Raw genomic sequence first — 21684 nt, 5'->3', positions numbered from 1 at the left:
AGCTACCAACAGGAATTCTCCATGTGATCCCGTTCATTAGCGTCCATTCTTCTGTTTCGGGTACCAAATAATCGATGAACATAAACCCCAGGTTGACATCAAAGTTTGGTCGGGGCCGAAGAATAAAATTACCATGACCGAGCAGAAATTTTGCTCCGGGTCCAGCCAATCTGAGCAAACGCATACCGGCGCTCCGATATCTTATAGTTAATCCCCGGTATCAGCCAGTATGCGTAAGGATTGCCGGCATTTGCGTGCACGCCGGCCAGCAGCACCATGCAAGCACCGAGTGCCGACAACCGGCGTTCAAGTGAAGAGGCAAACTTGCCAAGTATACCCATCTTTGGAAGCAAGAGTGAAAATCAGGGCTTATGATTCAAAACCGGTTTGCCCGAAATCGTAGTACGTATAACAAATATGGACGATTTCGCCATTTGTGCGGCAAATGGTATGCGACTGAATTCCCACCGGTACCTCTTCGATTTGTACCATCATCGCAGCTTCTATCAGGTCCGCCGTGAGCAACGCGTAGGAATGACTGGCAATCTCGTTTTTAAGCAATACATGCGCTTCCACGACGGCCTGCCCGTATAGCTTCTTAAAACCTCGGAGGTCGTACTCCGCAATGGGGCCGTAGTGAGCGATTAATTTCAACGTCAGGTCAAACTTTACGCCTAACAGCCGGTTAATCTGCTCCAACCGAAAGTGAAATGCGTTACGCATTCTCTCGAACTGCCCCAGCAATTCAAAAACAGAGGGCGGACGACCCAGCTTGTAAAAAAAGATTGCATCGCCCTCTATTTCCGAAATACGGAGCATCAGCTCGTTTTCATCGATGATCGCGGAAAGCAACTCGTAGATAATTCTTCTGCCGGTTGAGAAATCTGTATCCTGAACAAAGCGTGTAAATCCACTTATATCTGGAATAAAGATCAACCCCATTTCAGGCGTCATTTCACCCAAAGTGAGCTTGAATACATGTGCGTTTCCTGAATCGCTAATCATGGCACTGGGTGTTTAACCGGAGCTTCCGGCGGTGGCAATCGCGAAATCTTCTTTCAGACTGGAATCTTAGTTTCGTGCGCTTTTCTTACCGCGTGGTGTAAGATTTCCATTGCTTGTCGACGGCAATTTCCATTCGCTTTAGACGACTTTGGTTTTGAATGGTAAATAATCCTAAATGTCGTCCAGTGCTAGTTCTGTTGTCAGTACGACTTCCCTGTTTTCCAGCAGCGGTACGATTTGCTGTATGACAATCTGCTGGAAATGGGCCGAACTTCTGTGATCTGCGAGAGCCGTTTCGTCAGTATAGACTTCTAACAACACGATCACATTTGGGTCTGCATTGCTTTGGTACACAGTATAGGAGAGGCTACCAGGCTCATTCCTGCTAGGTGGCGCTAGCTTCGCGAGCAGTGCCAGCACTTCTCCAAGTTTGCCCGCCTTCACCTCCCATTTGGCAAATGTCGTAATCTGTTTTGCGCTCATGTTCGGATTGTTTTTTAGGCCTCCAATATCGCAATCACTTTTTCTGCCACGCCTTGGGCCGAGGCAGGATTTTGACCTGTGACAAGCCGTCCGTCGGTGATACTGTGTGGCTGCCAGGGCTCTACGGAACTGTAATTGGCACCGTGATCTTTCAAAAGGTCTTCCAGCTCAAACGATACATCCTCACTCGCATAATTCTTTTCTTCTAATGCACTGAAACCAGTCACATTTTTACCTTTCACCAGATAAGAGCCGTCTTTGAGTTTAACATTACCCAAGGAAACCGGCCCGTGGCAAACCGCGCTCACCACCTTGCCACTTTCGTAAAAGGATGCCAGTATTTGTTGAACGGGCGGGTTGTCCGTCATGTCTACAACCGGCCCCAGTCCTCCCGGCACGAATACCGCGTCGTATCCATCAATGGATAAACTATCAATGCTTTTGGTGTTTTTCATTTTGACAAGTCCTTCGTCATTCAAAAACGCCTGGTTGACTGGATCTTCCAATTCTACCATATCTATCGGCGCCTCTCCGCCTTTAACGCTGTAAATGTCGATATCGTAACCTTGCTTCTTAAAAGTCTCATAAGGGTGCGCCAGCTCGGTGAGCAAACTGCCGGTTTTACGATTTTTGGGTCCGATAAGGCCCGCACTGGTTACCAGGAACAGGATTTTCTTTTTCATGATTTAAATGATTATGGGTTAAAAAATTGATTGAAATTACTTGTCGCCGGCTGCTTTGAGGATTAATTCCGCAACCTTTTGAGGTTGTGATAGCATAGCTACATGGCTGCTCGGCAAGTGGATCACTGTCGCCTTCATCCTGGCTGCCATTTCCGCTTCTACCAGCGGCGATATAATGTGGTCGTTATCCGATACGACAAAGAAGTTTGGCTTGCTTTTCCAGGCAGGGTTCGACACTTTAGCTGATATGGTACTGACATGGAACCGGCCTTGTCCCGCAGCGATCAGTTTTGCCTCGGCAGGCGGTAAATCCTGGGCAAAGTGGTTCAAAACAGTTTCCTCTTTCAGCCGGATGAAGCCGTCTTCGACGATCGGGTCAGTCAATCCGGGCACATTCGGTAGCTTGCGTACTTCAAACGCATCCTTAGTGATATCTTCAATGCTTTGACCTTCGTCGGGAGCATATGCGGCGACGAATACTAGTCCCTTAACCTTTTCATTATTCCCGGCCTGTGTGATCACCACACCGCCCCACGAATGGCCTACCAGAATCACATTGCCTTTCACCTCGGCAATGGCACGATCGACAAAAGCGACATCGTCATTAAGGGATGTCAGCGGGTTTTGAACAGCGATGGTTTTGTATCCCTTCTTTTGTAAAATGGGGATCACCTTGTTCCAACTCGACCCGTCGGCAAATGCGCCATGCACGAGGACGATGGTTGGCTTGTCGTCCTGTTGGGTCGACTGGTTCGCTTGCAGGGGTTCTGCATTGGGCTCGATAGCTGTAATCATGGGAAACAGGGTTAGAATGGCCAATCTGGCCATCAGTGATCGACTCGCTTTCATAAAAACTAATTTTAGGGTTGAAACAAATAGACGTTGATGAAGCGTAATCCTTCATAAATTCGAACGATAACCTACATACGTACTGGTTAATTGTCTTTCTTAGCGTGTCGCAACATTACCATTGCTGATTGGGGAGGTCTTTCGGTAGTCTGTGAAGTTGCAACCGCAACCGGTCTTGAAGAATTTGCTGAAATGGGCGATATCGTCGAAACCTAGCTTGTAAGCGACGGTCTTCATGCTGACTCCTTCCACAAGCGCCATGCGTTTAGCTTGCAGCAATAAACGCTTTCTGATATTCGCACTTACCGAAATACCGGTTTCTTGCTTCACAATTTGGTTTAAATAGTTCGGCGTAACCGCCAGTTCGTCGGCATATTCGCTCACTTTTTTGATGTTGTGGTATCTGCATTCCAGCAAATCAAAAAACCTTCTGGCCAGCACCGTCATATCATGCTTAAATACGGAGCGCGGCAAAACGTACCGCTGCCGGAACAGATAGATCAGCACTATTTTAAGATATGCCGCTAGCACTTGAATTTGCTGATTATGCGTATCGGTCAATTCTTGGCGCATGCATTGGACAACGCACATAATATTGGTTGCAGCCGACGCCTCCACTTCGAACAATCGCGAGCTCCCACATGCCAGCCCCGGATAATGCGAGTCAGGATCGAGCCGCATTAATGTAACTGGAAACCGGATGATCACGCCTTCAAGATCTTCGGCAGATCTTACATGGCACGGCTGGCCGGGAACGAGAAAGATCATCGTCCCCGCCGACACTTCGTATGTTTCCAGGTCAAACATGATCTGCATACGCCCTCCGGTAACCCAAACTATTTCGACCATTTCTCCACGCCTGTCCGGCTGTCTGCGGGCATACTCGGTTTCCAACGTTCTTATTTCGAAACCTTCGGCGCCATGAGCTGTAAAAGTCGTCGGCTCTACGGGCAGCCATTCTAAAGTTGTAAAGCTTCTCATAACGGCAACATTCAATTGATTTATAATATTGACTAATGATAATCGGGGTAGGATAAATTAGACGCTCTTATTCAGCCACTGGGTGATATCCCTGACGATAATTCCATTGTACTTATCATGAAGCAAACCATGGTAATATCCTTAACCCTTTCAGATTTAAGGGCCGGTCGACCGCATAAACTGCCGGAAACACGTCACTGGCACTGTGACCCATAAAAAAATAGCTCCGATAGAAAATATTCCGTCCCGCACTGTTACGGAAAAAAGATGTCGTTTGGTTTTCTCCTGATCTCATGGAACCTGTCGTCAACAGTTTGATCTATCTCAATAGCGATAAGATCATTGTAAACAATTGCGTACCATTGCGTCAGTACATTTCAAAAAGCACCAATTTCTCATTTTAAATATCTCGTTTACAGTTATTTAAAATTAGAAACCGCAATAAGGAAATAGTCATCGGATATGTTGAGCTCCGATATTTTCGGAGCCTGCATACATCCAACTCCGAGAATATCGGAGTTGGAATGACTTCATGAAAACTAACACGACTTCGCCCGCGTTACAGATCCTCCTTTTGAATGCCGAGCTTGGCCATTTTGGATTCCAGCGTTGTTGGCTTAATATTTAAAACTCAGCCGCTTCATTTAAACCACGTACGACCCCCTTCGTTTTTTGAGAACGGAAATGAGATACTCCCTTACATCGAGGCGATAGTAAAGGTCCAGTCTTCACCTGCCCCCGGCAACTTCTTGTTTCAGGTTTCGGTTGGTCGCCGCCACAATGCGAACATCGACTTTTTTGCCAATTTAGCACCCAAAGGGTCGATCTCTTTTTCCTGTAACACCCGCAATAGCCTCACCTGCAAGTCCAGGGGCATCTCTCCAATTTTATCCAGGAATATAGTTCCTTCATGGGCCTTTTCAATAGTTATGAACGAGTTTCACATTGCTATCGACAACACCGTTTATATAATCATAGCTTCCAACGTCTCAAAGCAGTACGCCCCCTTTGTAGTGGAAAGGCTCCGGCACGTTGTCTTCACCGAATATTTGAAGCATTTCTATTTCTGTTTGCCTGCATATTGCGAGCATCGGCGTGTCGTTATGCAATCCTTCAAAAGGGTTTTCCGAATAGTCGGCGATTAACTCCATGGTAACATATATCCAGCCAATGACAATATTGACCGGGATGCTCAGCCAAATTCCGAAACCTCCGAATTTGGCGAATTCACCAATTGTCCCAAACGGCAGCAGAGCAACGAAAATGCACACAAAAATGAAGCTGAATGTTGCTTGTTTGCGGGGAAACGGGGTTTGTTTAATTCGTTCCAGCCTTCCCTGAGCATCTAAAAAGTTACAAACGATGCCCTGAATCGCAAGTTGCTGCACGCTGCTGATGTCCCTTCGTTTAAACAGCAACTGGATCAAATGTACTTGCATCGTCAGGAGCTGGATGGCTTTGTTTGAGAACTTACTTAAATACAACTCTTCTGCGGGCGACAGGTACTTGCGATCCGTAACGTCACCCAGTTCCTTCTTGTATGATTCGGTGAGTTTTTCCCGTCGTTTGCGGTTATGGTTTCTTATAGCAGCGAGATTGCTTGTTCCGACATGCTCCCAGATGGTCGGCTCCAACAATTGTTCACGGAGCTGGTACAGGTACGCAATGTTGTAAAAGAGCAATCGCCTTCTTATTTTTTTTTCGGGTTTTACATTGGGTTCTCCCGACCGGCAATGCTTTATCAACGCGGCCAGCTTTCTGCAGTCGTTGGTGATTTCGCTCCAAATTTTCCTGGCCTCCCACAGCCTGTCGTAAGCCTGGTTGTTTTTGAAACCCACATAGAATGCAACGGCAGTTCCCACAAGTGGAATGGATACCCAGGGCACGGCGACCTCTTTCCAATCCATAAAATAGAACACACAAGTTATCGCACTCATCCAGCCGGTCAGCCATAACAGATGATGTCCAGTGAATTCAAGAATCGATCGAACCGAAAGCGTCTTCCTGATAATCATAACAGGGTTTCCTTAAAAATCCTGAACAGTAGGCCGCATCACTATTTCGTTGATATCGACATCGGAAGGTTGCTCAATGGCAAATGCGATTGCCCTAGCCACGGAGGCGGCAGGTATGGCCAACTCGTAAAACTGGTTGACATTCGTCGAACTTTCCGCGTGAACAGTAGTATGTTTCAATTCCGATTCTACCGCTCCCGGCTCGATTACCGTCACCCGTATGTTGGCACCAACCTCGTGCCTTAGCCCCTCGCTGATCGCCCTGACAGCAAACTTGGTCCCGCTGTAAACCGTCCCCCCGGGACTGAAAACCTTGACACCCGCTACCGAGCCCAGATTGATAAAGTGCCCCGACTGCTGTTTTTGAAATATCGGTAATGCGGCAGCAATACCATACAATACTCCTTTGATGTTTATGTCGATCATGGTATCCCATTCGGCGGTCCGCACCTCGACCATAGGGGCAATCGGCATGACACCGGCATTGTTGATGACGACATCTATCTTCCCATAGGTCTTCAAACCAGCATCAACAAGGGCTTCTATGTCGCTCTTGCTGATTACGTCCGTCTGCCGGCAAATGGCTGTACCACCCTTTGAAACAATATCGCCGACGATCTCTTCCAGAAGAGTTATTCTTCGGGCTCCGAGCACCATTAGCGCGCCTTTTTCTGCCAGGTGCCGCGCAGTTGCCTCTCCAAGGCCGCTGCTGGCTCCGGTGATCACAACCACCTTGCCTTCTATGTTATTGCTCATTTTGGATAAAGGTTAGGTCTGAATGGATTACTATTTAATATAGACGGTCTTGATGTTGACGAATTCGTGGATTCCGAAGTCGCTTAGCTCCCGTCCGTACCCGGATGTTTTTACCCCGCCAAAAGGAAGTCGGGGGTCCGACAACACCCTGTGATTGACATAGCTGGAACCCGCTTGCAATTCCACTGATGCGATGCGTTCTCCCCTGGCTATATCTTGGGTAAATACCCCAGAGCCAAGGCCGAAAATGCTGTCATTTGCAATTCTGACCGCATCAGCCTCGTCCTCGGCAGTGATAATAGAAGCAACCGGCCCGAACAATTCCTCGTCATAACCCGGCATGCCCGGTTTTACATCGGTAAGAATGGTCGGCGGGTAAAAAGCATTGTTCCCCTCTGGAACCTGACCTCCAAGAATACAACGGGCACCCTTTTCAATCGAACGTATTACCTGCCCATGAAGCTCATCGCGCAGGTCCTGGCGGGCCTGAGGCCCTACGTCCGTCGATTCGTCCAGCGGGTCGCCCATCCGCTTTGCGGACATTTTCGCAAGGAACAATTCCGTAAACCGCTCCAAAACCTTTTTCACCACCACGAACCGCTTTCCGGCAATGCAGCTCTGGCCGCTGTTGATTAGCCGGCTTTCCACACATGCTTCGGCCGCCAGTTCCAGGTCGGCATCTTCGAGCACCACATAGGCGTCGCTTCCACCCAATTCGAGCACCGTTTTTTTCAGTACCGACGACGCGGCTGTCGCTACCTTGATTCCTGCATTTGTACTTCCCGTGAGCGTCACCGCCTTAACGACCGGATGTTCAATGATTTTGGAAACCTGACCGCTTCCGATCAGGAGTGTTACAAAGACATTTTTGGGAAACCCGGACTCTTCAACAATACTTTGTATCGCAAGTGCACACCCGGGTACGTTCGAAGCATGTTTCAGAATACCGCAATTACCTGCCGCAAGTGCGGGAGCAAGGAAACGGAACACTTGCCAGAAGGGGAAATTCCACGGCATTACCGCCAATATCACCCCAAGCGGCTGAAAGGACACGTAACTTTTGGACGCCTCCGTATCAACAGGCCTGTCGGCCAGATACTTCGCCCCGTTTGCTGCATAGTATTCACAGCATACGGCACATTTTTCAATCTCACCAATGCCTTGTGTCACCGGTTTCCCCATTTCATTGGCCATCAGCACCGACAACTCGTGCTGACGCTTCCTAAGCACACCGGCCATGGTCTGCAATAGCTTACTACGATTTTCATGGGATGATGTTTTCCAGTGTTCCCAGGACTTTTGCACCTCTTCAATTTTGGTGACGACACTTTTAAAATCGAGTTCTTCGTAAGTCTTGATCTCAGACCCCGTTGCCGGATTAATCGAAACGATTCCCATAATTGAAAGTTGGAATATTGGTTAATTACGATAAAAAAGGTGCGCATCTACACTAGCGCGGCCGCCTCCTGCCAAGAGGATAGTGATGACCAGCCCGAAAAGCAGGACAAAATATTCGAGGCCTTCCGGCTGATTGGGATGCTGGTACCAGTTCATGAAAAAACCCGCTTTGGCATGCGAGCTGACTACCGCTCCCAAAAAATTGCCCAGCATGCCCAGGGCAGCTACCCTGGCAGCGAAGCCAATGAGTATCATCAGTGATCCTATGGATTCAATAAGAATGACCAGCAATGCAACAATGTAGGGTAAGCCAACTGATCCTGTCAGGAACTGCATGGTTCCCTGGAAGCCATAGCCGTCAAACCAGCCCAAAAGTTTTTGTGCACCATGCGGAAAGATGGTGATACCCAGCGCCAGGCGTGCAACTAGTGCGGTCGTATCGGCCGGGTCTGTGATGAAGATTCTGTTTAACAACATAGTCATATGGTTGAAGGTTGAATGCGAAAGACCTATAAAACGATTGGCGAAAAACTCCTCGCTACCTACCTAATCTTAGACCAAAATTGGTGCATTCCGAAACAATGACCAATGGCATATTTATCCTATTATTTGTAGTGATCAATGCAATCTTTTTCCAAGGCTACAATTCCATTCGCTATTGATCTATTTACACGAAATACAGAATCTCCGAATTTTGTATCGCAATCTTATAGTCCTAGTAAAACTTTGAAATCTTATCCCAAACAAAATATTATGAAGATCAAAGAACTTCTCCCCGGCAAGCTAGGCTTTGGCTCTGCCCCATTGGGCAATATGTTCAGGAATATTCCCGACCAGGAGGCGTTGAACACCGTAGCGACGGCGTGGCAACACGGAATACGTTACTTTGACAGCGCTCCCTTCTACGGCGCAGGATTGGCCGAAATACGTCTGGGCGAAATACTTTCCCAACACCCGCGCGATGAGTTTATCCTAAGCACCAAGGTAGGACGCGTCATCCTGGACGAAATTGAAGATGTACGCAAGCGCGATTTAGGCGAGAAGGGAGAGATTTTCAAGTATGGGCTTCCCAATAGGATCGTTAACGATTACTCGGAGCAAGCTACGTTCCGTTCGATCGAAGATAGCCTCAGGCGTTTGAAAACAGATCGCCTGGATATTGTCTGGGTACACGATGTTTCACAGGATTTTTATGGTGATGAATGGCTGGGCAAGTTTGAAAGCGCCCGCAAAGGCGCCTTCCGCGTGCTCGACCGGCTGCGGGACGAGGGGGTGATTAAAGCCTGGGGCCTGGGCGTTAACCGGACGGAGCCTATCGAAACCATCCTGAACCTGGACGAGCCCCGGCCAGACGGCTTCCTACTGGCCGGCCGGTATACGCTACTCGACCACAGCCACGCCTTGCAGAGGGTAATACCGGAGGTAATCAAGCAAGGCCTCGGTATTGTAGTGGGAGGACCTTACAGCTCGGGAGTACTCGTGGGCGGCTCACATTTCGAATACGCTCCTGCGTCGCCTGAAATGCTCGGTAAAGTTTCGAAAATCAAAGCAATTGCCGACCGCTTCGGCATAAGTATGAAATCCGCTGGCTTACAGTTTTCTCTCGCAAGCCCTGCGGTAGCGGCCGTCATCCCCGGTTCCAGCAAACCCGGCCGTATCGCCGAAGATATCGAGGCATTGACTGCCATAGTCCCCGGCGAATTCTGGCATCAACTGCGGGCACAAAACCTGGTCGATCCGGCCGCTCCGCTTCCGGTTGACAGTGAATAGTTTCTATTTGACATCAAAATGCTTGCGGATCCTGACCCGCACAAATTTGAATGCGGGCATATTGCTTTCTCCGACGACGTTATTGATCGAAACCAGCACGTTCGCCTCCGGGAAATAAGTGACGACATTACCCTGGGGTATATTATACGCAACGATGATAAATAGCGGTGCTTTCCTTTCTATTCCGTCGTCGTAGTTATACAGGTCAACAACGTCGCCATCTTTAAACCCCTCGCTTTTGATATCCTTTTCATTCATAAATACCACACGCCTTTCATTTTTAATGCCGCGGTAACGGTCTTCCAGCCCGTAGATGGTGGTATTGAATTGATCGTGTGTCCTGGTTGTCGCCATCAGGTATTCACCTTCCGCTAGCTGAATTTCTGGAACGGGGCTTATCGTGAACGGCGCTTTGTCGACAAATTGCTCCGTGAGAAATTTTCCGTCCCTGGCAGCATTGGGTAAATAGAAACCGCCGCTCTGCCTTACACGGGTATTATAGTTTTCAAAACCGTCGATGCACTTTTCAATCACATCCCTGACCGCATCATAGCTGTCGTGATACTTGCCCCAATCGACCACCGAACGTGATCCGAGCGTGGCCATGGCGAGCCTGCAAATGATCTGCACTTCGTTAATCAGATTGGGTGAAACAGGGTCCAGAATGCCTTTCGAGGATTGGACGACACCCATGGAATTTTCGGTACTGATGAACTGCGCCTCTCCATTCACAATGTCCTTGTCGCTTCGCGATAATGTCGGTAGGATGATTGCCTCTTTGCCATGGACCAGATGGCTGCGATTCAGTTTGATCGATACGTGAACGCTTAAATTGACTTTTCGCATGCCTTCGGCGGTATAGGTGGTGTCGGGCGTGGCCGAAATGAAATTCCCACCCATCGCAAAGAACACCTTCAACCTTTTGTCGTGCATAGCGTGAATGGTTTTTACCACGTCAAACCCATGCGCGCGCGGCGGCTCAAATCCAAAAACATCCCGAAGCCTATCGAGTTGTCGCGCTGTGGGTTTTTCGTCGATCAGCATTGTCCTGTTACCCTGCACATTGCTGTGGCCTCTGACGGGGCAAAGTCCCCCGCCGCGAATCCCGATACTGCCTTTAAGCAAAGTGATGTTTACGATTTCTTTCAGCATGTCAACGCCATTGGGTTGCTGGGTCAATCCCATTCCCCAACAAAAAATAATACGCTTTTTGTCGGAGAGTATTTGCGCCGCTTGCCTTACCAGATCAATAGAAAGACCCGCCGCGTCCACCAGCTTTTCCAGGTTGTGGCTTCTTATATGCATGACGAATGCTTCAAAGCCAGTGGTGTTTTTTTCTATGAAATCCCAATCAAAAACCAGTCCCGGCGATCGCACCTCCTCCCGATAAAGCAGCAGTTCTATTGCTTTCAGCAAAGCCATGTCGCCATTTATCCTGACTGGGAGAAACAGGTCGGCGAGCTGGACGGCGTTTCCAAAAACGCCATTCAACTGCTGAGGGTTTCGAAAGCCCAACAGGCCGGCCTCGGGCAACGGGTTGATGGCTATGATTTTCGCTCCATTTCTTTTCCCTTTCTCCAATGCGCTCATCATCCTTGGCGCATTGGTACCCGGGTTGTGCCCTATGACTACGATGACATCCGCTTCGTGCAGATCGTCGAGTGTGACAGTTCCTTTTCCAACCCCAATCGTAGCGGAAAGGGCCGTGCCACTTGTTTCATGACACATATTGGAACAATCGGGCATGTTGTTGGTGCCAAATTCCTTTGCGAAAAGTTGGTACAGGAATGACGCTTCATTACTAGTCCGACCCGAGGTATAGAATGCGGCCTGATTCGGGTCATCCAAAGCATTCAAATGTTCGGCAATTTTGTTAAATGCGTTCTCCCAACTGATCGGTTCGTAATGGGTACCGCCGTTTCTGAGATACATCGGCTCAGTCAATCGGCCTTTCTTGCCGATTTCGTAATCCGTCAGTAGCGCAAGATCGTACACGGAATTTTCTCTGAAAAAACGGGCAGTCAGCTTTTTGGACGTAGCTTCCTCGGCGAGCGCTTTTGCGCCATTTTCACAATATTCCCCGACCACGGAACGCTCATCGTCCGGATCGGGCCACGCGCAGCTCGGGCAGTCAAAACCTCCCTTCTGGTTCATTTTCGCCAATGCACGAAGGCCCCTGAGCGGAATCCCCTCTTCGACCAGATCTGTTAACGCAGCCACCACTGCCGGCACACCTGCCGCCCAGCGCTTGGAGGGCTTGGTGGTCAAATTCAACAACTTCTGTGGATTTTCGGCGGATGGATTCTCCTCTTCCTTTTTCATTTGTCTCAGCTGTTTGGGTGATCGTAATTATCGCTCTGGTCTTCCAAAGGGGCTTCTAGGCATATGAAATCCTTTTCAACCAAGATCTTCATTAGACTGCTGTTTTCCGAAAAACCTACAATTTCAGTCGTCGACAACTCGTCAATCATTTGGCCAGGCATACCTACGATGATTGCTTTTCCGTCGAAATCGATCGATAATTGATGTCCAGTAGTCCGCACAATCGAATATATTAACATACGGGTCAGAAACTGAGAGTGCTCTATCACCATGCCATCTTCGGCTAATTTTCTAACATCCGTCTTTGTGAGGCGAAAGCGGATAAATTGTTCTTTGATTCGGATTTTCATGTTGCGATTAGTTGTTGAAACGACATTTCAATAACCGTCAGGAATACATGCAATGCCCTATCTGGCCTTCCAAAAGTCTGAAATTAACGATCACCTCACAATTGATTCACCCGGCATTGATTTGTATACATTATCTAAAAATTGCGAGTGAACGCAGACTCCGACTGCATACAACCTAGTTAGCAGATAGAGCTTCTCCGATTGCTAACTTGGTAGTGATCTGGATAACAAAATTGATTTACAAAGTTCTACAGAGACCGCTTTTACCTCCTTAGGAACATAATATCGATAATGTGTCCCTTAACTAGCTGACCTCTCAATGTCTGATTACCTTTTACACCAACTGTAAGCTTCCCTGCATTTGTAGCCTTACCTAAAATGGACTTGACTACTTGCCTTTGGGTGACATAAACAACGTTTTCTGGATGATATGGATGATAACCTTTAGAATTCTGACAGGGCATCCTAAAATGATGCTAGCTCATACGGCTTAAGTGCAAGTAATGCGAAGTAGGAAGAGAGGGAGAGAAGAATGAACATCACAGACCTACACTGCCGTCCGCTATGAAATTCTGATACTCTTTGGCGATGCGGTCCCAAAAAAACACCTTCTACGGCAGCGGCCGTAGACAAGCAGGGATCGCGATCGCCCCTATATCGGCGCTGTCGGCCAGGATCGCTACGGCGATGCAGCCAAGGGGTTTAATTTCGGAAACAACCGCGTCAGCCTGATCCTTTGACTTTTCATACGTGAACGCAACGGCAGCGCCATCTGGTGCAAGTGTCTTTGCGATCGCCGCGCCAATGCCCCGGCTGCCGCCGATTGTTAACGCTTTTTCCCTTTTAAATCTGACATTTGTTTTTATGTAATTTTTGTTTGTATACAATAACACCTCATTGGGAATGCATTTCGAAATGGTCAGGTGCCCTCGTAACGTTTGGTCTTTTCCGGAACTTTAATAAGGTGATCAATAAGGCAGTGATCAGCAAGCCTGCACTTAACAAAACCAGCGAGTGCACGCCGGCGTGAACGATCACCAAACCTCCCAGATAGGTTCCAACCGCCAATCCTGCATTGGCAAATGTTACCATCAGGCTGCTTGCCAGTTCTGGAGCTTCCTCTGCTTCACTTGTGATACGGGTATTGGCAATAAGCAAGCCCGCAGAATGTACTAACCCCCACAGAATTACCAGTATGGCCATTAATCCGAGTATTGTTCCGGCACCATAGGCTAGCAGGTGAATGACAGCCAGCAGGATAAGAAACCAGCGGGTTGTGGCGACTTGGTTCCTGCTCAATGCTTTGCCTGCCGCCCAGTTCCCTGCTATGCCAGCAGCACCGAATAACAATAGCATGCCGCTCACCATCTTGCTTTCCATTTTGGTTACGTCCAGCAAGTAAGTCGCCAAGTAAGAGTAAGTAGCGTACATGCCGGCCATCATGATGAAAACAGTGGCGATGTTGGCCCACAGGCCCGGATTTTTAAAGATCACCATCTGGTCATTAAGACCGCCCTTTTCAAGTGTCGAAGGCATCGATGGCACGAATAGGGATAACAATATGAGAGCTGCCAGATTTATCACTCCGCCAAGTATAAATGACGACCTCCAACCAAAAAGACTGTTAACGTAGGTAGAAAGCGGGATACCTAAAACTGTGGCAATGCTTACGCCGGCAAAAACGATCCCCACAGCCTTAGGCGCATCTTTGCCCGGAACAAGTTTAGCGGCAGCGACGGCAGCGATCGACCAAAATATTGGATGGAAAAAGGCAGGGATCAGCCGTGCTACCATTAGTACAGCAAAATTCGGGGCAAAAAATGAAGCGAAGTTGCTAATTACGAAAGTGAGCAAGACAGCCGCCATCATCCATTTACGATTTACCCTGGAGGTTGCCAATACAGTAATAGGTCCGGCAAGCGCAATGGTGATCGCAAAAGCCGTCAGTAACCAGCCGGCCGTATCAATGCTCACATCGAGCCCTTTAGCGATATCCGGCATAATGCCGATCACACCCATTTCGGTAGTAATAATTCCAAAGGCCCCGAAAGCCAGGATATAAACAATTTTCTTCATTCTTTTCTTGTGTCCGTGTATTAATTTGCCAGTGGTCACTATTGCCAGCCACCTCCTAAACCGCGGTAAGATCCACCCAGGCATCCAATTGCTTCTTTTTGATTCCTGCAAGTTCTAGTTCACCTTGCAATACATTTGATTGATACCGGCCGCAGTAAAATCTTTTGAGACTTTACAGTCGGATATTAATTGAGCGGCGGTCAGAATGCCTAACCAGTCGCGGATCATACATGAATTTTTCATTATTAAGATATTGTTGCGTGTTTGGTTGTGCCCTTGGTCATCATGTCTAGTTCAAGACCGTTACCATCCTCCTCGGTTGGTACACCGGAAATCTTTTCATGAAGGCTTTGGAAAATGATGAATAAAACTGGGATGACCAGCAAACCAAGTATGACACCTGAAATCATGCCGCCCGCTGCGGAGTAGCTGATCGAATGGTTTCCCTGTGCTGAGGGGCCAGAAGCTATACTCAATGGGAATAAGCCGAAGATGAAAGCCAGAGATGTCATGACGATCGGGCGAAGGCGTAGCTTTGCGGCTTCCAGCACAGAATCAATCAGCGATAAACCAGTCCTGCGGCGTTGGATTGCGAACTCCACAACAAGGATCGCGTTCTTGGCAAGCAGGCCAATGAGCATGATCAGCGCTACCTGAACATAAATATTATTTTCAATTCCTTTGAGGCCGATTAGCGCAAATACGCCAAATATACCTGTAGGGATAGAACAGATCACAGCCAGTGGAAGGATGTAGCTTTCATACTGGGCAGCGAGCAGGAAATAAACAAAGATCAGGCTCATGATAAATATGATCGCTGACTGACCGCCTGATGATATTTCCTCCCGGGTTTGTCCTGAAAACTCGTAGCTGTAATCCGCCGGCAGTTTTTGGGCTGCCAGTGCTTTGATCGCCTCGATAGCTTCACCCGAACTATGCCCTTTTTTAGGAATAACGTTTAGTTCGATCGAATTGAAAAGGTTGTAACGGGATGCGGTTTCAGGTCCTAAAACTCGTGTGAGTTTGACAATCGCGCTTAACGGTACCATTTCACCTGTCTTATTCTTCACAAACACGCTCCTGAGCGCTTCCGGTGTACGTTTATCGTCGGATTCGGCTTGAAGCATAACTCGATAGTATTTACCGAAGCGATTGAAATCCCCAGCCTGTACTGTACCGAAATAAGACTGCACGGTTTGAAGCGCATCTTTTACGCTGACTCCCAACTGCCCAGCCTTATCATCATCGACATCTAGCTGGTATTGTGGGTAGTCCGCCTTAAAACTGGTGAAAGCCATGCCGACGGAAGGCAGTTTATTTAGTTCTGCAATGAAGTTGTTGGCAACACCTGCGAACTTATTAAGTTGTCCGGCAGACCGGTCTTGAAGTACGACGTTAAGAGCCTCCACGTTACTGAATCCGGGAACCGTTGGGAAGGTGAATACGAAAAAAGTTGCGCCTTTTATGCCAGCGAGGTCCTGCTGTACCGCGGCCATGATCTGCGCGATGTCTTTCAATTTCCCGCGTTCCTTTGGATCTTTCAACATAATGAACATCACGCCTGCTGAGGGACTGGCTGATTGCGTCAGTATGTTAAATCCCGGAAAGTTCAAGACATATTTGCCCGATTCAATTTGCAGTTTTTTCTCTGCCTGCAACATAATGCCTTCCGTACGTTTCAATGAGGTCGCAGACGGCAGTGACACCGATATCGCAATAAAGCCCTGATCTTCGCTGGGGATAAATCCGGTTGGCGTCGACTTGATCATCCATGCTGAGGCAAGTACAACCACCACGAGCCCACCTATGGCGATCCACTTACGTGCTAGTAAAAAGTTTACAAAGCCAAGGTAGCGATTGGTTATACGACTAAATCCAACATTGAAGCTTTTAAAAAAGCGGGCCTTGAAATTTTGTTTTCCTGGAGCTATCGTTTCGCTGTCGTGATGAGTATTCTTGAGAAATAATGCAGCGAGAGCAGGGCTTAATGTTAATGCGTTTAGAGCGGATATCATGATAGCGATAGCCATGGTAAAGGCAAACTCCCTGTAAAATAAGCCGGTTGAACCCTCCATAAAACCCACCGGTAAAAATACCGCGGCCATTACCAGCGTAATGGAAATGATTGCGCCGGTGATATCATGCATCGCGGAAAGGGTGGCGTGTTTTCGCATCATGCCGGTTGTCCCCATTTTGGCATGTACGGCCTCCACAACTACAATGGCATCATCCACCACAATACCAATGGAGAGGACCAGGGCAAACAGGGTCAGAAGGTTGATTGTGAACCCGAACAGGTACATGAAAAAGAAGGTTCCGACGATAGCCACAGGAACAGCGATAGCCGGTATGAGCGTAGCGCGAAAATCCTGCAGGAATAGATACACAACTATAAATACCAGAATAAACGCCTCTATCAGGGTATGTACCACCTGTTCGATAGAGGCATCAAGTAGGCGCTTGGTACTATAAAAAGTTAATGAATGGATTCCTTCAGGGAATTTCTTTTCAATTTTTTCCATGAAGTTATTGACATCAATCTGGATCTGATTAGAATTGGAACCGGCAAGTTGTATTACCGGCATGCCGATACCGACATGACCGTTGATCCTCTGTTTTGTGGCGTAATTGAACGAACCAAATTCGATTCTTGCTACATCTTTTAGCCGAAGGACTGATCCGTCAGGATTGTTACGAATTGCTATGTTCTCATAATCCTCCGGTTTATTAAGTTTGCCTTTGTATCTGATAACATATTCGAAGGCTTCGTCCGTCCTGTCCCCAAAGCGACCGGGAGCTGACTCCAGGCTTTTGTCCTGTATCGCATCGGTGATGTCTTGAGGAGATACATGGTAGGCCGCCATTTGTGCCGGATTTAGCCAGACCCTCATCGAATAATCCTGTGAGCCGCCGAAAATGTTGGCCGAACCTACTCCTGTGATGCGTTTGAGTTCTGGAATGATATTGATCGACGTATAGTTACTCAAAAAGGTCTGATCAAATTTTTTAACATCGTCTGAGTATATTCCGGTAGCCATTACCATGCTATTCATTTGCTTGGCGGAAACAATCCCTTGCCGAACCACTTCCTGGGGCAACTGGGAGGTAGCCTGAGTGACCCGGTTTTGCACGTTGACAGCAGCCTGATCGGGATCCGTACCCAGTTTAAAAAACACACTTATAACGAGGGTACCATCGTTACTGGCTGTTGAGGTCATATAGGCCATGTTTTCTACACCGTTGATCGCTTCTTCGAGTGAAGGTGCGACCGAACGGAGAATGGTTTCAGCATTGGCGCCCGGGTAGGTCGCATTTACCACCACACAGGGTGGAGCGATATCAGGGAATTGCTGTAGAGGTAATTTAAATAGGGCGAGCGAACCGAGTATGACAAGTATGATCGAGATTACGGTCGCCAGCACTGGTTTTTCTATGAACCTTTTAAGCATAGCTTCAAAGTTTTTAATATTAATTGTTTGTAGCGGTCAGTTTTTTAGTGGTCTGCGGATCGATCACTTGGCCCTCTTGCAAATTGTTAATTTCGTCGACGACGATATGGTCGCCGACTTTGATCCCCTCTTTGACCACGTAGTAGTGTCCTGAACGGCCTGAGATAACGATAGCCTGCTTTTTGATTTTGTTACTGTCTGCAAGCTGGTAAACGAAGATCTTGTCCTGTATTTCAAGCGTCGCTGACTGCGGTACAAGTAACGCGTCCTTATGCAACAAGCTGAGCTGAATCTTTCCAGTGTTGCCCGAGCGAAGTAATCCCCGAGGATTGGGGAAATTTGCACGGAAAGTGATCGCGCCAGTGCTTTTGTCGAACTGCCCGTCGATGATATCGACATATCCCTTTACCGGATAAGTGGAATTATCGCTAAGCAGGAGCGATACCGGAGGTAGCTGTCGAATTTTTTCTGTTAGGGTTTCTCCAGGGTATTGCGCTTTGAAGTTTACGAAGTCATCTTCGCTCAGGGAGAAGTAAACGTGTACATTATGTACATCGGAAAGATCAGTGAGTGCGCTGGCATCAGCAGGGCCGACCAAACTTCCCTTTTTCTTTTCAAGCCGGCCGATATAGCCGCTTACGGGGGCTTTGATCAGCGTAAAGCCTAAATTGATCTGTGCCGTACTGATGTTCGCCTTCGCCTCATCAATATTAGCTTTTGCAACACCTGCGGCAGCCCGGGCGGCCTTCAGCTGATAATCGGAAATGACCTTATTTTGCACGAGCGGCGTTAATTTCTGAACTTCGAGCTCCGCATTGAAGGCGGCTGATTCTGCCGCACGGAGCTTAGCCAGCGCGTTATTTAGCGCTGCTTTGAACGGTCTTTCATCAATTTTAAATAGCGGTGTTCCCGCGGTTACGTAGGCTCCTTCATCAACGTGAACTTGTGCAAGCGTGCCGCTGATTTGCGGTCGGATCTCTACTTCATCCACGCCCTTTATAGATGCCGGATATTGCTGATACGTATTAATGGATGAAGGTTGAATACTCGCGACGATTATCGGTGGCGGCGGCGGTATTGCATTATCGGGTTTGGGCGAACAGCTATATAATCCGATAGCTATGATGGCTAAAATGGTATGTTTCATAATTTTTTAAAAAATATTGCCTACAAATCCGTCAGTATTGTATTTAATTCGTCTGGGGAAGAAGGTCATAGCACTTCTTAATCGAGCTAACAAAAATATACAGCATAGTATATTTTTCAAAATAAAAGAATCGACAAGCTGGTCGCTAAAAACTCCATATTTGTCTATAAATCAACTATTTATCATCAACAATATTCGAATAAGGAAGGGATAAATGTACATGTTTTGTACAATAATGTACATTAATTTTTTTTCTTATACTGTAAATATATCTATGATGATACTACCAAAACAGACATTTATGTATATATTTGTACAGTATATTTTGTCGTTATGGAAAAGAGCAAAGGAGAGAAAACCAAGAATCATATCATTACGAAGGCGGCGCCGATATTTAATGTAAAAGGCATTTCAGGCACTTCGGTTGAAGAAGTCCTGCACGCTGCCAAGGTAACCAGAGGCTGTTTATACAGTCACTTCGAAACCAAGGAAGATTTGGCTCACGCAAGTGTCGATTATATGCTGCAAGTTTTAAGTGATCACCGTGATCATGTTTTGAACAAACAGCAGACAGCCAAAGGCAAGATATTTGCCTTTATGGAGTTGGAAAAGAACCCGCTACAGTCAATTTTCGAAGGAGGCTGCCCGTTGATTAACTTAGCAGCCGAAGCAGATGACACCCTCCCTTTGATTAACAAGAAAATCCGTAAGTATATGGATCAACTCATTGAAATGCTTACCGGTATTTTAGAAGACGGCATCAGAGCTGGGGAATTTTCTGAGGAACTGATCCCGGAAGAGTATGCAATGATGATGTTTGATTCACTTCGTGGCGCAAATGTGATGTGCTGTGTTAAAAATTCCACTAAACCTATGCAATTGGTTATCAAAGGTTTCAAGCGCATGCTTGAATCGTATTGTTTAACCCCGGGTATAAAAACCGTGTGATCCAAAATATGTCCAAAAAAATCTATAAAGCGGACCGCACCAAACTTTTTATTATAGAAAGCGTGGCAGAGGTCTTTAATAAAAAGGGATATGCCGGCACCTCAATGGCCGATGTGGAAGTCATTACAGGGCTTTCCCGCGGTGGGATCTACGCCCACTTTAAAAATAAGGAAACTCTTGCACTTGCGGTATTTGACTATAATCTGTCTAAACTCTGCTCAGTCATACAGAACCGTATCAAAAAAACTTGCAGTGCCGCAGATAAACTGTTGGTTTATGCCAGGGTTTACAAAGCGCTTGCGGAAGACAGCGTTATTCTTGGCGGCAGTCCCATTTTAAACACCGGATCAGAGGCGGACGATACCAACTCTCTCCTTCGGGAGCGCGTAGCTGAAGCCAGCTTTAAGTGGCAGCAACTCATGATTCTTTTAATAGAAGAAGGAAAACGATCGGGTGAATTTAAATCTGATGTTGATGCCAGCCAAATGGCTTTTTCGATGTTGTCATTAATCGAGGGCGGCTTACTTCTGGCGCGACTAACCAAAGATCAATCCCGTATGGAGCAAATACTGGATGCCTATCAGCAAATGATACGGGCAAACATGGTTCGTTAGAAAGTTAAATCGATTAAAATTTAATGTAGGATCAAGCGGAAAGCCAGTACAATCATGACCTTGTGATTGTAATATCATGAAATATGCGGATATAATTTTTATGGAAGCAAATTCTACCGCAGATTTTATAAAAAGTGCCACACATGCAGTTAGCGCAACACTACCTTTGTCTATATAGATATCAATTTAAAATCAATATAATTCATGGAACAAAAACCTCCATTACCGCCTTTTAATTTGATAAACGCAAAACAAAAAGTCCAAATGGCTGAAGATGCATGGAATACACGAAATCCTGAAATAGTATCTAAAGCCTACACTTTAGACAGTGAGTGGCGTAACCGGTCAACATTTTTAAATGGTCGTGAAGAAATTGTTAAATTCCTAACAAAAAAATGGGAAGACGAGCATCAATATAAACTTAAAAAGGAGCTGTGGGCGTTCACCGATAATCATATAGCAGTGCGATTCGAATATGAGTTTCACAATAGCGATGGACAATGGTTCCGTGCCTATGGTAACGAAAATTGGGAATTTGACGAAAATGGCCTGATGCGAAAGAGATACGCCAGCATAAATGATGTCCCAATTCAGGAATCTGAACGCAGGTTAAAATAACATATAAATTAAATCAGGTGTGTCATAAACCCTTTTTTACCATTTCATTAATTTTAATATATATATATATTTACTAACCAGGTAACGGTGTTGTTTAAGAATTAAAGGGATTTCAGGTATACGACATTTGAAAATTTTCTTATTTACAGGGAGTAGAGATTATTGTTAAGCCGATTGCCCCATACCTAAAAGCGATGAGAAATACATATTCTTAAATGAA

Annotated in this window: 20 protein-coding genes; 4 read left to right on the top strand and 16 right to left on the bottom strand. The window is 46.9% G+C overall.

The genetic code is table 11. From position 1 onward, the window contains the following. Positions 1-369: 369 nt before the first annotated feature. From H144_RS32695 to H144_RS0128070, 10 genes are all read right to left on the bottom strand, one after another. Positions 370-1005, bottom strand: a complete 636-nt coding sequence (locus tag H144_RS32695; protein WP_019945461.1) for a DUF2652 domain-containing protein — start codon at positions 1003-1005, stop codon at positions 370-372. Positions 1006-1176: 171 nt separating this feature from the next. Next, the gene (locus tag H144_RS0128105; RefSeq protein ID WP_019945460.1) at positions 1177-1488 is read right to left on the bottom strand and encodes a putative quinol monooxygenase; all 312 of its coding nucleotides are present in this window, start codon (positions 1486-1488) and stop codon (positions 1177-1179) included. A 14-nt stretch (positions 1489-1502) separates the two neighbouring features. Further along, on the bottom strand, positions 1503-2171 hold the full coding sequence (locus tag H144_RS0128100) for a type 1 glutamine amidotransferase domain-containing protein (protein WP_019945459.1): 669 nt from the start codon (positions 2169-2171) through the stop codon (positions 1503-1505). A 36-nt stretch (positions 2172-2207) separates the two neighbouring features. Further along, positions 2208-2966: an alpha/beta fold hydrolase gene (locus H144_RS0128095; RefSeq protein ID WP_229208017.1), complete on the bottom strand. Its 759-nt coding sequence runs from the start codon at positions 2964-2966 to the stop codon at positions 2208-2210. 153 nt (positions 2967-3119) lie between these two features. Then, positions 3120-4001: a helix-turn-helix transcriptional regulator gene (locus H144_RS33605; RefSeq protein ID WP_084600036.1), complete on the bottom strand. Its 882-nt coding sequence runs from the start codon at positions 3999-4001 to the stop codon at positions 3120-3122. Positions 4002-4755: 754 nt separating this feature from the next. Then, positions 4756-4878, bottom strand: a complete 123-nt coding sequence (locus tag H144_RS35185; RefSeq protein WP_374754601.1) for a sigma 54-interacting transcriptional regulator — start codon at positions 4876-4878, stop codon at positions 4756-4758. Positions 4879-4990: 112 nt separating this feature from the next. Further along, a complete protein-coding gene (locus H144_RS0128085; protein ID WP_019945456.1) occupies positions 4991-6016 on the bottom strand; it encodes a bestrophin family protein in 1026 nt (341 codons plus the stop codon). A 12-nt stretch (positions 6017-6028) separates the two neighbouring features. Beyond that, entirely contained in the window at positions 6029-6772 is a 744-nt protein-coding gene (locus H144_RS0128080) for an SDR family oxidoreductase (protein ID WP_019945455.1), read from the bottom strand. Positions 6773-6802: 30 nt separating this feature from the next. Beyond that, the gene (locus tag H144_RS0128075; protein WP_019945454.1) at positions 6803-8170 is read right to left on the bottom strand and encodes an NAD-dependent succinate-semialdehyde dehydrogenase; all 1368 of its coding nucleotides are present in this window, start codon (positions 8168-8170) and stop codon (positions 6803-6805) included. A gap of 21 nt (positions 8171-8191) precedes the next feature. Continuing rightward, positions 8192-8647 (bottom strand): DoxX family protein, encoded by a 456-nt coding sequence (locus H144_RS0128070; RefSeq protein WP_019945453.1) that lies wholly within the window; start codon positions 8645-8647, stop codon positions 8192-8194. Between the two features lie 276 nt (positions 8648-8923). Between H144_RS0128070 and H144_RS0128065 the strand changes: the two genes are divergently transcribed. Next, on the top strand, positions 8924-9940 hold the full coding sequence (locus H144_RS0128065; RefSeq protein WP_019945452.1) for an aldo/keto reductase: 1017 nt from the start codon (positions 8924-8926) through the stop codon (positions 9938-9940). Between the two features lie 3 nt (positions 9941-9943). Here the strand turns inward: H144_RS0128065 and H144_RS0128060 are convergent, their stop codons facing one another. From H144_RS0128060 to H144_RS0128030, 6 genes are all read right to left on the bottom strand, one after another. Next, on the bottom strand, positions 9944-12262 hold the full coding sequence (locus H144_RS0128060) for an FdhF/YdeP family oxidoreductase (RefSeq protein WP_019945451.1): 2319 nt from the start codon (positions 12260-12262) through the stop codon (positions 9944-9946). 5 nt (positions 12263-12267) lie between these two features. Next, entirely contained in the window at positions 12268-12612 is a 345-nt protein-coding gene (locus H144_RS0128055; protein WP_019945450.1) for a DUF7009 family protein, read from the bottom strand. Between the two features lie 611 nt (positions 12613-13223). Further along, the gene (locus H144_RS0128045; protein WP_019945448.1) at positions 13224-13499 is read right to left on the bottom strand and encodes an SDR family NAD(P)-dependent oxidoreductase; all 276 of its coding nucleotides are present in this window, start codon (positions 13497-13499) and stop codon (positions 13224-13226) included. A 7-nt stretch (positions 13500-13506) separates the two neighbouring features. Continuing rightward, positions 13507-14688, bottom strand: a complete 1182-nt coding sequence (locus tag H144_RS0128040) for an MFS transporter (RefSeq protein WP_026351061.1) — start codon at positions 14686-14688, stop codon at positions 13507-13509. Between the two features lie 245 nt (positions 14689-14933). Further along, positions 14934-18137, bottom strand: a complete 3204-nt coding sequence (locus tag H144_RS0128035; RefSeq protein WP_019945446.1) for an efflux RND transporter permease subunit — start codon at positions 18135-18137, stop codon at positions 14934-14936. 19 nt (positions 18138-18156) lie between these two features. Further along, entirely contained in the window at positions 18157-19284 is a 1128-nt protein-coding gene (locus tag H144_RS0128030) for an efflux RND transporter periplasmic adaptor subunit (RefSeq protein ID WP_019945445.1), read from the bottom strand. 333 nt (positions 19285-19617) lie between these two features. Here H144_RS0128030 and H144_RS0128025 point away from each other — a divergent pair, with 333 nt between their 5' ends. From H144_RS0128025 to H144_RS0128015, 3 genes are all read left to right on the top strand, one after another. After that, a complete protein-coding gene (locus H144_RS0128025; RefSeq protein WP_019945444.1) occupies positions 19618-20232 on the top strand; it encodes a TetR/AcrR family transcriptional regulator in 615 nt (204 codons plus the stop codon). A gap of 8 nt (positions 20233-20240) precedes the next feature. Continuing rightward, on the top strand, positions 20241-20846 hold the full coding sequence (locus H144_RS0128020) for a TetR/AcrR family transcriptional regulator (protein WP_026351059.1): 606 nt from the start codon (positions 20241-20243) through the stop codon (positions 20844-20846). 204 nt (positions 20847-21050) lie between these two features. Next, entirely contained in the window at positions 21051-21464 is a 414-nt protein-coding gene (locus H144_RS0128015) for a nuclear transport factor 2 family protein (protein ID WP_019945442.1), read from the top strand. The last annotated feature ends 220 nt before the right edge of the window (positions 21465-21684 follow it).

Origin of the sequence: Dyadobacter beijingensis DSM 21582 (assembly GCF_000382205.1) — a bacterium.
GTDB classification, from domain to species: Bacteria; Bacteroidota; Bacteroidia; order Cytophagales; family Spirosomataceae; genus Dyadobacter; species Dyadobacter beijingensis.
The sequence above is the reverse complement of the archived record's forward strand: the minus strand, read 5'-3'. Positions and strand labels throughout refer to the sequence as shown.